The 12,599-nt window shown below is 57.6% G+C and carries 8 protein-coding genes; 7 read left to right on the top strand and 1 reads right to left on the bottom strand.

Annotated elements, in window-relative coordinates:
- Positions 1–4: 4 nt before the first annotated feature.
- Entirely contained in the window at positions 5–2,737 is a 2,733-nt protein-coding gene (locus CJA_RS04160) for a TonB-dependent receptor (protein ID WP_041551067.1), read from the bottom strand.
- 482 nt (positions 2,738–3,219) lie between these two features.
- On the opposite strand from CJA_RS04160, the gene CJA_RS04155 reads away from it, so the two are divergent.
- The 7 genes from CJA_RS04155 (at position 3,220) to CJA_RS04125 (ending at position 12,459) form a co-directional block, all read left to right on the top strand.
- Positions 3,220–4,185, top strand: coding sequence for a diguanylate cyclase domain-containing protein (locus tag CJA_RS04155; protein ID WP_202944177.1), 966 nt, complete (start codon positions 3,220–3,222; stop codon positions 4,183–4,185).
- Positions 4,186–4,198: 13 nt separating this feature from the next.
- On the top strand, positions 4,199–5,314 hold the full coding sequence (locus CJA_RS04150) for an AraC family transcriptional regulator (RefSeq protein WP_012486501.1): 1,116 nt from the start codon (positions 4,199–4,201) through the stop codon (positions 5,312–5,314).
- Positions 5,315–5,484: 170 nt separating this feature from the next.
- Positions 5,485–6,147, top strand: coding sequence for an SDR family oxidoreductase (locus CJA_RS04145; protein WP_012486500.1), 663 nt, complete (start codon positions 5,485–5,487; stop codon positions 6,145–6,147).
- Positions 6,148–6,246: 99 nt separating this feature from the next.
- Positions 6,247–7,236 carry a Gfo/Idh/MocA family protein gene (locus CJA_RS04140; protein ID WP_012486499.1) on the top strand — a complete coding sequence of 330 codons (990 nt, stop codon included), beginning with the start codon at positions 6,247–6,249 and terminating at the stop codon, positions 7,234–7,236.
- Positions 7,237–7,297: 61 nt separating this feature from the next.
- On the top strand, positions 7,298–9,535 hold the full coding sequence (locus CJA_RS04135) for a DUF3857 domain-containing protein (protein WP_012486498.1): 2,238 nt from the start codon (positions 7,298–7,300) through the stop codon (positions 9,533–9,535).
- 26 nt (positions 9,536–9,561) lie between these two features.
- Positions 9,562–11,055, top strand: coding sequence for a tetratricopeptide repeat protein (locus tag CJA_RS04130; RefSeq protein ID WP_012486497.1), 1,494 nt, complete (start codon positions 9,562–9,564; stop codon positions 11,053–11,055).
- A gap of 63 nt (positions 11,056–11,118) precedes the next feature.
- Positions 11,119–12,459, top strand: coding sequence for an NAD(P)/FAD-dependent oxidoreductase (locus tag CJA_RS04125; protein WP_012486496.1), 1,341 nt, complete (start codon positions 11,119–11,121; stop codon positions 12,457–12,459).
- The last annotated feature ends 140 nt before the right edge of the window (positions 12,460–12,599 follow it).

Here is a 12,599-nt window from a genome sequence, read left to right as displayed (position 1 = left end):
GACATTAAAAACTCATGAACGTAATACCCAGTTTATAGGTCGGCCCATAGGCCTCGTATTGCGCGTTATAGCGCGGCGATTTAACCCAGGTGTAATAAACCTCATCGGTCAGGTTCAAGGCTTCAACATGCAGCTTGATGTTATCGCTGACGAAATAACGCAGGGAGAAATCCAGTTGCAGTTGTTCATCCACATAGGTGTCGTAATCGACATCCAGCGGGTCAAGGACTTCCAGCAAATATTCAGACTTGTAATTGGCCGACAGCCTGGCACTCCAGCGATCCGATTCATACCCCAGCATCAGGTTAGCCGATACATCGGATTGGCTCGGCAGCGGAATATCGCGCTCGCTCCATTCGCCATCATCGTTACTGCCGATACGCGCTGTGGAATCAACCCAGGTGGCATTCCCCCCCACTAATAAGCCATTCCAAGGCGCAGGCAAATTGCTGAATTGCCGCGACGCAGCCAATTCGATTCCTGTTAATTCCGCACGCTTGCCATTCACGAAGGTCATGGCCTCGGCAAAACCCTCATAACCGGCGCTACCGGCCAAATCGGTTTGATAGGCAAAATGGTCAATGGACTTATAAAACACATAGGCAGAGATCACACTGGCCGCACCGGGATAATGTTCTATACCAAGATCCAGGTTACTGGATTCCAGCGGTTTTAAATCCGGATTGCCAAATGAGGCCTCTATCTCGCCGTCATCCTCCTCCAGCACACGACCGGGCGATAATTGGCCAAAGCCGGGGCGCACAACCGTATTGGTCCAGGCGGCGCGCACCTGGGTGTTATCGCTGAAGCTGTAGCGCACATGCAGCGCAGGTAGCCAGTAGTCGTGATCATTGCTGAAGGTTTGTGTATTCATTTCATCCGCTACACCATCGTAGGCATAACCCCGTGCGGAAAAATCGGTCTGTTCATAGCGCACACCGGAAAGCAAACGCAGGTTGCCCAGATCGATACGCCCCATGACATAGGCGGCGGAGGTATCCTCGGTAATGTCGAAATCACCAATGCGGCTTTCCAGTTCATCCTCTTCCACATTGTCGAGGACTGCTTTTATCGCACGCGCTCGGATTTGTGGGCCAAACTCACCCAGCCGGTAATCAACCGGGCCAGCGGCAAACTGGGTTAGGGAGGTATCGCCGATAAACTCTTCGCTCACCCAGACACTGGCATCATTATCTTTTTCGCGCTCCACGCGCTTGACGCCCAACTTGAGTTGCGCCGGATGATCAGCCAGGGTCAGCTCGCGGGTAAAATCCAGGTGCAGGCTCAGGCTTTCATCATTGGTATCACTGGATGCCAGTTCCACTTCATCCAAACGATAGGATTGCGCCTGGTAAAATTCCGCCGGGGCATTCACACGGATATTGCGTTTGCCCTGATAACCCAGCTCGAAAACCTCATCCGCAATTACCCCTTCATCAAGGGTAAACACCGCACCGGCAACATGCTCGGGTTCGTTTTCACCGGATTTGCTATAGCCCAGTCCATAATTGATTGACCAGCGTTCAAAATCGGTTTTACCGCCGAGGGCGCTGGAGAAAATTTTCTGGGTTTCAGCGCGATCTTTCAGTTCACGTGCAACCTCTGCGATGCCCTGCTCACCGGACGCGAGCGGCTCATCAAACTCAATCACAGTACCCAGGCGAATTTCCTTGTCGGTGTATTCGCTGTAAAGGTTGCGCCAATAGAGATGGGTGCTGTTGCCCGGTTTATAATCCAGATTAAAGACCACACCGGAGCGCTCGCGTGTAATGCGATAATCGCGCTGCTCCATTTCTTCCAGCAAATCTTGTCCATCGCCAAAATCCCAGGCGCCGCCGGTCTCCACATTATCGGAGCCAAACTCCCGTTTAAAATGGCTGATGCCTGCCGCAATCCCCAGATTGTCATTGCCACTGCCAACACTAAAGCGTTTGCTGGTGGTCAGCGCCAATTTGGGGCTGGTTTGTGCAGTGTTATCGTCGTAGCTGCCTTCGGCGGTGAACTGATAGAAAAAACCATCGCGATCAAACGCCGATAAACTCTGCACATCAATACTGCCACCCAGTGAGTTGGCATCCATATCCGGTGTCACACTTTTGGTGACCACCAGGTTTTCGAGCAGGTCGGAGGGAATCACATCCAATGCCACCGCGCGACGATCAGCATCCGGCCCGGGAACCCCCACGCCGTTAATGGTGACCGCATTAAAATCCGGACTCATACCGCGCACGCGCACATAGCGACCCTCACCCTGGTCGCGCTCCACCGATAATCCGGGCAGGCGCTGCAGTGCTTCAGACACGTTGGTATCCGGAAACTGGCCAATAGCATCGGCAGATACCACGGTAATCAGGTTATCGGCACTACGCTGTTTGTTCAGCGCCTTGTTAATACCGGCAGCCTGGCCGATCACAATAATATTTTCCACCACACCGGAAACGCCCTTGAGCGAAAAATTCACCTGGTGGGTTTGGTGGTCAACCAGGGTGATGCGTTCCTGCACATCATCAGCACCCAGGTAACTGGATACCAGGGTATAGGTACCCGGCTTTACATCCAGAAAAATAAAACGACCATCGCGTTGGCTGACCGCTTCGCGATTCAATTCTAGGATACGCACCCGCGCCCCTTGCAATGCAATCGCCGGTTCACCGGCGCTGACATAGCCTTGCAGGCGTGCGTCGGCCAGTACCGGTAAACCTGCACAGGCAAGTGCCACGGCTAATGCGGTTTTCATAAAAGGAATACGGACGGGTTGCCGTCTTTTTTGTACAGATTCCAGCGACGTCATTCTGTTTGTGTGTTTCACCCCGAGCTCCCCTGATGGCCTGTGGCCAATAAATGCCATTGTATGAATGGAAATAGGCATCGCTTGTGTATGTGCGACGCGGTTAGCAGGGCGAACGCTAGGGGCAACAGATGACAACCGGGTGACAGCCATTGCAGTGCAGTGCGGATTGCCTGCAAAGCGCTGGGTTGTACGGCGTAAATTGAGCTGATATGACTCTTGTTTTTTAGCGACAGGAAATTTAGTAAGGCGCCATGTCCATTACTCACTGGACACACCCTCAATAGATACTGGTACAGAATTTTTCCACTCACGCGGTGGTGAAACATAATCGCAGCGAAAAAAGCCTGAGCTGATTTGACCCTGTGCAGCCCGAGTTGCGCAGTCACATAACCGCAACAAAAACCTGTTATGTCTGTGATGACATTTTGATGACGGACATTAACCCCATGCTCAAATTACACCAATGGAAACTGCTCGGATTGGCGCTCCTGTTTCAACTGTGTTTGCTCATCAGCCTGAGTTTGTCGGAGCCCAAGGCCTGGGCAGATATCGATTGGCTGGATGTCGCCAGTGAAGGCGGTTTCGCCCTGCTGATGCTGGTGTGGTTGCTCTTGATTTTACAAAGCCGCCCCCAGGGCAGGGTCACCCAATGGCTAAGCCTGAGCCTGGGATTGATTGTGCTGGCGCAATGCCAGGATGTGCTGGATGAATTTATGGTCTTTCCAGATAGCCCGCGCTGGGATCACTGGGTTGAATCCGGCTGTATGCTGCTGGGGATGTTGTTGCTAACGGTGGGTATTTATTTCTGGCACCAGGAGCAATGGGTGATTAACCGGCAACTGCGCAAACGCGAAGGTTTTTTTCGCGAACATCGCAACCTGGATAACACGACCCTGCTCAGCCGCGCTGATTATTTCCGGCAGCAACTCACCCTGGAGCTGGAGCGCCATCGCCAACAGCAAGCACCGCTGGCAGTCATGTTGGTGGATGTGGATGCGTTTGCGCTGTTTAATCGCCAACAGGGTCACCGCGAAGGTGACCGCTACCTGCTCGCCCTGGGGGAACTCTTATTGCTTAACCTGCGCGATACCGATTTGTTGTGCCGCTACGCCGGCGATCGCTTTGCCATTATCCTGCCGTTTACCGAACAGTTCGGCGCCCGGGCCCTGGGCCATGAGCTGCAAGCAGCCGTCGCCCATTTTGCGTTTAAAACCCGCGCGGGCCATACCCACATCAACCACATCAGCCTGGGTATTGCCTATGCACAGTGGGGGGAAGACGCCATAGTGCCAACCACGGCAGCGGATTCACCCGCCGAAATCCTGATCAAGCGCGCGCACCAGCAATTGTTGCTCAATAAAAACCGCGCTGCACCCCGGCATGTCGCCGCCTAGGGAATAGATAAACATGGCCAGGCCGCGCGCGCCCTCAACGACAGCCTATTACCAGTGCGACACGCCCCTGGTGCCATTGCAGCAGTGGCCGTCACTGCTGATCGAATTGGCCCTGGCGCGCAACCTGCCCGAATACCGGTTGCTGCGCGGTACCGGCATTTTTATCGATGATGTGATGAGCGAGCGCCTGCTCACCCCCATCCAGGTGTTCCAACTCATCCACAACAGCCAGCGCCAGCGCGGTTATGAACAGTGCGGCTATGAAGAGTTACGTTTTTTATTGGGCAACCATATTTTCCCCGGCCACTATGGTGCAGCCAGTAACGCCCTGGTCAATGCAGCGCACTTGTACGAGTGGCTGGCGACGCTGGTGCGACTCCAGCGCCTGCTGTTTCCACTGTTGCAGCTGCGCCTGGAGTTGGGGCCAGAGCGGGTGTATTTGTATTGGCGCGACAGCACCGGCGCCCACGAGGCCTGCGATTTTCTCAGCGACATGTTGCTGAGCGGCATTCACAGTTGTGTGCGCTGGTTGAGTGGCAAGGCATTTGACTGGCAGTTGCAACTGCGCCGGTTGCGCCCAGCCTATTACGAACAATATGAATTGCACTGGGGCGAACAAGTGCAATTTGGCTCGCTCTGGAATCGCCTGAGCCTGGCCCGCTCACAGGCGTTTTCCCCCTGGCCCCACGCCTCAACCAAGGCATTCACCAGCGCCGAGCGCGAAGCCCAGCAGCAATTGGCACAGTTGCCGGAGCAGCAGAGTTTTCTTGCGGCACTCTACCGCTATCTGGAATATCACCTGCTACAACCGGAGGCCGCGGTGCCCAACCTGGAATCCACCGCCGCGGCCTTTTGCATGAGCAGTGCCAGCCTCAAGCGCAAACTGCAAAAACATCACACCCACTTCCAGGCCATTTACGATGAGCTGCGCCGGGCACTGGCCCTGGAATGGCTCGGCAACCAGTCACTCCCCCTGGAGCAACTGGCCCAACGCCTGCATTTCCACGATAGCGCCAACCTGCGCCGCGCCCTGAAAAAATGGACGGGCTTAACGCCCCAGGCATTGCGCCTGGAAAGCGAGCAGACACCCACGCAGCGCGGTTCGATTTTTTGCAGTAGCGACTCATAAGCGGCGGCGTTATCCGGGTTTTTCACCAGGGCTGAGAGGGTTGCCGAAAGCGCGGCGATTTTCACACCACTCAATGCAGATGCATTCAGCGTCCAACTAGTTTATGGTTTCGGCCACCCAATGAATGACAGTGGATTACCGCTGTGCGAACCCCATCCCCAGGAGGCTTTATGCAAACTGTACTGATTACCGGCGCCAATCGCGGCATCGGCCTGGCCCTGTGCCAGACCTATTTGAACAAGGGTTGGCATGTCATCGGCGTGTGCCGCACCAGTACCCCCGAGCTGGCGCAATCGGGTGCGGAGGTGATCAGCGGTATCGATGTGACCGATGCAAAAGCCCTGGCCCAATTAACAACGGCCCTGGGCCAACGCCAGCTCAACCTGGTGATCAACAATGCCGGTATCCTGCGCCGCGAGGCCCTGGGCCAGTTGGATGCGGCCAGTATCACCGGGCAGTTCCTGGTGAATGCCCTGGCACCGCTTAAGGTGACCGAGGCCCTGCTGGATCACCTGGCCCCCAGCGCCAAGGTCGCGTTTATTACCAGCCGCATGGGCTCTATTGCCGACAACAGCTCCGGCGGCTACTACGGCTATCGCATGTCCAAGGCCGCACTCAACGCCGGCGCCATGTCACTCGCGCGCGACCTGCAGCCGCGCGGCATCGCCGTTGCCATCTTGCATCCGGGCTATGTGCAGACGGCGATGGTGAATTTTGGCGGGGATATTTCCGCGCACGAGTCCGCCCAGCGCCTGAGCCAGCGCATCGACGACCTGAACCTGGATAACAGCGGCGGCTTCTGGCACTCCAATGGCGAGCGCCTGCCCTGGTAAGTCTCATCCGCTGCAAGGATTGCTATACTGGGCGCCATTTACCGCTCATGAGAAGCGGATCAACCGCGACCACGACCACTATTTTCGAGAGTGAAGCCCATGAGAAAAGTCCGCTGGGGGGTGCTGAGCACCGCCAAAATCGGCCGCACCAAAGTTATCCCCGCCCTGCAAGCCTCCGACCTCAACCAGGTCGTTGCCATAGGCTCACGCGACCTGGCCGGCGCACGCCAGTGCGCGGCGGACCTGGGCATAGAAAAAGCCTACGGCAGCTATGAAGCCCTGCTCGCTGACCCGGATATCGACGCCATCTACAACCCGCTGCCCAACCACCTGCATGTGGACTGGTCAATCAAGGCCCTGCAAGCCGGCAAGCATGTACTCTGCGAAAAACCCCTGGGAATGGACACCGCCGACGCCCAGCGCCTGGTGGAGGCCGCCGCCGGCTACCCGCACCTGAAAACCATGGAAGCCTTTATGTACCGCTTCCACCCCCAGTGGCAAACGGCGAAGCAACTGGTGGACAGCGGCAAGCTTGGCCAGCTGCGCACCATCCACTCACAGTTTTCCTACAACAACCGCGAAGCGGGCAATATCCGCAACAAGCGCGCCATGGGTGGCGGTGCGCTGCTGGATATCGGTTGCTATTGCATCTCGCTGTCGCGCTGGCTGTACAACAGCGAGCCCCTGCAGGTGATGGGGCAGATAACCCCCTTCCCCGGCCAGGAGGTGGATTGCCAGGTATCCGGCATCCTGCAATTTGCCGAGGGCAATGCCACCTTTACCGCCGCCACCAAAATTGAACCCCGCCAATACATCGAGGCCAGTGGCGAAGCCGGCAGCCTGGCCATCGCCGTGCCCTTTAACCCACCCGGCGATCGCCCGGCGGAAATCACGCTCAAGCACAACGGCGAGGCCGACGTACTATCGATAGCCGCTACAGACCAGTATCGCGTGATGGGTGATGCCTTTGCGTGCAGCGTCCTCGATGACACACCGGTACCCACCCCCTTGAGTGACGCCATCGCCAATATGCGCATTATCGATGCAATTTTTACCAGCGCCGCCACCGGCCGCTGGATTGCCCTCTAAACCCTCTCGCTATCGCCCCCACCGGTGCTGTGCCGGTGGGCTCCCCTGCCAGGAGTACGCTGTGTCTGTTTATCGTTTCCTCGCCCTGCCACTGGGCCTGTTATGCCTGGGGCTGGGCCTGCAAGCCCTTGCGAATACCGCGCCGCAACGCCTGGCAGAGCCCTTGCCCGCCCTGGCCAAGGCCTTCAAACCGGACGCCGGCGCCGGGGCCGAGGTGATAGTGCGCCGCACCCATATCCAGTTGGACGAAGCGCTTATGGGTACCTCGCATTCCTATGTGGCGGTGTACATCAACAGCGATGAAGCCGCGCGCGATTACAGCCAGATCAGTGTGTCCTTCAACAGCTTCTACGAGGACATTACCCTGGAGTTTGCCAACGTGCGCACCCCCGATGGCAAGATCGACAGCATCAAGGCCGACGCCACCCAGATCCAGAGTCCCAACGACGAAAACTTCTACCACGACCGCAAGGAACTGCTCTTTTCCCTGCCCAATGTGCGCAAGGGCTCGATCATTGAATTCCAGTACCGCTACACGGATACGCGCAAAATCATCGACGGCCAGTGGTTCGACAGCTTTGGCTTCCACTGGTGGGAGGGCCGCGCTGCCGGCCAGGGCAGCCGTGCCGACACCGTACATACCGCCGAAATCAGTATCAGCGCCCCCGAGTCTGTCCAACTGGTGTTTAACGACCTGGGCCGCTTTGGCATCCGCCACCAGGTACGCGCCGACCAGCGCCCCGGTTATCGCCTGTGGCGCTGGTCCGGCAACCAGTTGGCGGCGGTGGATTTGCAAAGTGGCATGCCGCGCGAACACAGCTACACCCCCGGCCTGCGCGTAGGCACCATCGCCGACTGGCACACCATTGCGCGCTGGGCCGATCAACTGGTCGAGCCCCACCTGGTCACCGACAGCAAGCTGGACAAGGTGATTGCCGATATCCGCAAAACCGCCAAAACCCCCGCGGACAAGGTCAAGGCGGTGTACCAACTCCTGCAAGATAAGGTGCGCTACGTGTTTGCCCACGTGGGCCGCGGCGGTTACGAGCCCCACGACGCCCACGAGGTCTTCACCAACGGCTATGGCGATTGCAAGGATCAATCGGTACTGGCGGTTACCCTGCTGCGCCAGTTGGGTATCCAGGCCAATACCGCCCTGATCGCCACCCGCTCCATGGGGCTGCCGGACATGAGTGTGCCCGCCGTCACCTTCGACCACATGATTGTCCATATCCCCGCGCAACCGGGCCTGACCGACATGTGGATGGACACCACCGGCGACTCCACCCTCTTCCCCGGTTTTTCCCTGGGTATTGAGGGGCAACCGGCACTGGTTGTGGATGAGCAGACCCGCGCCATTACCACCCTGCCCCTGCGCCCGGCCAGCGAACACTATGCGCGCCTGAACCTGGTGTTCGACAAGCTGGAAGGGCAGCGCGTCGAAGCCCGCTTTCACGTCGAGCTCGGCGGTATGTTTGAGGATCGCCTGCGCTCGCTGTGGCAACTGACACCCGAGCGCGACAAGTATTTCCGCGAGCTGTTCAGCCATATTTACAGCAGTGCCGATATCAGCGAGCTGAGCACGCGCCATGCCGACAGCCTGTGGCAGGGATTTGAAATCCAGGGGCGCCTGGTGTTCGAGCAGGCCTGGGGCGGCGGCGATGCCCCACTCAATTACGGCTTTAACCTGACCCAATTGATCTACCTGTTCAGCGACCTGCGCAACCTGCATAAGCCGGCCGACCGCAAGCAACCCTATGTGAATGAACCCGGCTACAGCCTGCAGGCACAGATCGACTTCCTGCGCCCGGACCAAACCCACCAGGCGCGGGTAAAAAGCCAGGGCCAAAATATCGACAATGCCTATTACCAAGTGAACCAGAGTGGCACCGACAAAGGCACCCACTACCAGGTGGAGCAATCCCTGACCCTTAAACCGGTGCGCGTCGCCCTGGCGGACTATGCGGATTTCTACCACAAGACCCAGGAATTATTGGGCAACCGAGACTGGACAATCAGCTACCAGTTGGATACTGCCGCCACGGAACTGCACACCCTGCAACAAACCGGCAATAAAGACAGCGGGCACTATATAGCGCTGGCCAAACACCACATGAAGCAAGGCCAATACCGCGAGGCGCTGGATGCCGCCGAGCGGGCGGTTAAACAAGCGGGAGGGCAGAAAAACCACCAGGCCGAAGCCTACTATGTACTCGGCCTGGCCCAGGGCTATAACAATCGCCTGGAAGAGTCGGATGCCGCCTTCAAAAAAGCCGAAGCTATGGGATTCTCACTGTGAAAAAAGACACTGTGAGGAAAGGTACTGTGAAACAAGCCGCTGTGAAAGCCATAACCGCGGTGAAAACTACCACCGCCGCACACTCCCGCCAACTGGTCGGCCTGGTGCACAGGCTCAGGCATCCGCTGCTGGCGGGAGCCCTGGCACTGGCCATCGCCGGTTGTGCCCAGCAAGCAGGCCAGTCACCCGCGGCTAATACCAAAACGCACGCCGAGGCCACCGGCAACACCCGCGACCTGCGCAGCCTGCAAACCTGGGTAGAGACCGAGCCCGATAACCCCGAAGCCTGGTATGAACTGGGTTATTACCACTACCGCGAGGCGGAGGAACACAATGCCACATCCAGCCGCGAGCGGGCCCTGGCCTACTTTCGCAAAACCCTGGCCCTGGCACCCGGCAACGCCCCAACCCAGGAAGCCATCTACCGGCTGCTCTACCAAAAACTCCTGCGCGAACGCCGCCCGGAAAACCTGAGCGAAGCCAGGGCGCTCTATGCCCAGATTGGCAGCGAAGCGCGCAAAGGCCTGCATCCGCCCTCACTCGCGCTGTTCCTGAATACTTACGTGCAACAAGCGGGCGATGCGCAAAAGGACTATCCCGGCCTGCAACAAACCCTGTACAACGCCATCGCCGAACAACCGCAAAGTGCCCTGGCCCATCTCCAACTGGCCAACCTCTACCGCCGCCAGGGGTATTACCCCATGGCGATTGCCAGCCTCAAGCTGGCCAGTGACAACCTGGACCCATCGGCGGATATCCAGGGCACGCTCGGCGAACTTTACGAGGAGCGCGCGTTCAGCCAGGGCTGTACCTATGAGTACCCGGCCTACCTTGATCGGGCGATACGCCACTACCAGCACGCCATCGCCCTTGAACCGGATGAAGGCGAATGGCATTTCCGCCTGGCGCAGGTCTACCTGGATCAAAACCGCCCGCAGTTGGCGATGAACGAAGCGCAGATCCTGTTCGAGCTGGCCCCCAAGGCAGAAAACCAGGCGTTTATTGCGCAGCAATATTCCATGCGCAACCAGCAGCCCAAAGCCCTGCAAATCCTCGCCCAAGCCCAGGCGAAAGGACTGGGCCAGGGCGACGCCGCACAGCACGAAATTTACATGAACAGCGGCCAATGGCAGCAAGCGGCACAAGCCTTTACGCAATATCTACAGGGCAAAAAAGCGCTCAGCGGCTACGATGTCATCAAAGCCGACATTATCGGCCAACAGTCAAACAAGGACTTGAGTGCACAGGTGCGCGACAAACCCCTGCAATTGGGTAGCCGTTGGGAAGCGGCCGTCTATGCTTACTGGACCGGCAAGGTGAACCGCCAGCAATTGGCCGATTACGCCGGCAATCGCTGCGAGCGAACCGAATTATTTTTTTACGCGGGCTATCGCGAATTTGCACGCGGGCAATGGCAGCAGGCCCGGCAAGACTTCAGTGCCGCCCTGCAACAAAACACCTGGCGTTTTATCGAGCGACCACTGGCAACCTATTTTCTCGGCAGGCTAACCAGCCACTAGCGCCTCACCGCAACCATACGCCGACACCAGATCACCCATTCGCAACCCAATCTGGAAAGCACTATGCAAACATCAACCACTGCAATAACCCAGGCGACCGACCAGCACACGCCACCGCGCATTGTGATTGTCGGTGGCGGGGCTGGCGGCCTTGAACTGGCAACCAAGCTGGGCAATAAGCTCGGCAAGAAAAAACGCGCGGAGATCACCCTGATCGACCGCAATACCACGCACCTGTGGAAGCCACTGCTGCACGAAATTGCCGTGGGCACTATGGACGAGGGTATAGATGCGGTCAGTTATCGCGGCCACGCCAATACCCACCATTTTGCCTTTCGCGTGGGCACCATGACCGACATAGATCGCAACACGCGCGAAGTTATCCTGGCCCCGATCAACGACGAAGAGGGGATAGAGGTAATTCCCTCAACGCGCATCCCCTACGATTACCTGGTATTAGCCATTGGCTCTATTTCCAACGACTTCAACACTCCCGGGGTCAAGGAACACGCTATCTTTCTCGACAGCCCCAACCAGGCCTACAAATTCCGCTCACGCCTGCTCAACAAATGCCTGCGCATCCAGCGTGTCCTCGGTGAAGATGACCATGTGCGTGTCGCCATCGTGGGCGCTGGCGCCACCGGTGTGGAACTGTCGGCGGAATTGCATCACGCCGTACACGAAATCCACAACTACGGTTTTAACGCGGTCACCAATGAACACCTCAACGTCACCCTGATTGAGGCCGGGCCGCGCATATTGCCCGCCCTGCCCGAGCGCATTTCGGCAGCGGCACACAGCGAGCTGGCCAAGCTGGGCGTGGATGTGCGCCTCAACACCATGATTACGTCATCCTCCAGCGACGGCTTGCACACCAAAGATGGCCAATTGATCAGTGCCGATCTGATTGTGTGGGCTGCCGGTATTAAAGTGCCCGACTTCATGGCCAATATTGCGGGGCTCGAAACCAACCGTATTAATCAACTACACGTGAATGCGTTTTTGCAAACCACGCGCGACCCACGCATTTTGGCCATTGGCGATTGCGCGCAATTCACCAACCCCGATGGCTCACGCGTCCCACCCCGTGCGCAATCGGCACACCAGATGGCCAGCACCTGTTTCACCAACCTGGTCGCCCTGTTGGAAAACAAACCACTCAAGGTTTACAAATACTCCGATCACGGCTCATTGATTTCACTCGCCAGCTATTCCACCGTCGGCAACCTGATGGGCAATTTGAGCAAGGGCAGTCTATTTATTGAGGGGCGCCTGGCGCGTATGGTGTATATCTCCCTTTACCGCATGCACCAGATGGCGATCCACGGTTTTTTTAAAACCGGATTGGTCATGCTGGCCGGCCGTATCAACCGCTGGGTAAGGCCGCGCTTGAAATTGCACTAAACCAATACCAATCGCCTGCAGGGACGCGAGCTGCACAGGCCCAATATCCCGTCCACCTGTCACACGAAACCTTGTCGCACTTTCCCCGCCATTTCACACCCGCATTCGCGCGCCAGGCTGCGGGGATTGATCCGGGGTTT

This window comes from Cellvibrio japonicus Ueda107 (assembly GCF_000019225.1).
Taxonomy (GTDB): Bacteria; Pseudomonadota; Gammaproteobacteria; order Pseudomonadales; family Cellvibrionaceae; genus Cellvibrio; species Cellvibrio japonicus.
The sequence above is the reverse complement of the archived record's forward strand: the minus strand, read 5'-3'. Positions and strand labels throughout refer to the sequence as shown.

Coding starts and splice junctions, on each gene's coding strand:
- CJA_RS04160 (WP_041551067.1), bottom strand. CDS start 2,737: ATGAAAACCGCATTAGCCGTGGCACTTGCCTGTGCAGGTTTACCGGTA.
- CJA_RS04155 (WP_202944177.1), top strand. CDS start 3,220: ATGACGGACATTAACCCCATGCTCAAATTACACCAATGGAAACTGCTC.
- CJA_RS04150 (WP_012486501.1), top strand. CDS start 4,199: ATGGCCAGGCCGCGCGCGCCCTCAACGACAGCCTATTACCAGTGCGAC.
- CJA_RS04145 (WP_012486500.1), top strand. CDS start 5,485: ATGCAAACTGTACTGATTACCGGCGCCAATCGCGGCATCGGCCTGGCC.
- CJA_RS04140 (WP_012486499.1), top strand. CDS start 6,247: ATGAGAAAAGTCCGCTGGGGGGTGCTGAGCACCGCCAAAATCGGCCGC.
- CJA_RS04125 (WP_012486496.1), top strand. CDS start 11,119: ATGCAAACATCAACCACTGCAATAACCCAGGCGACCGACCAGCACACG.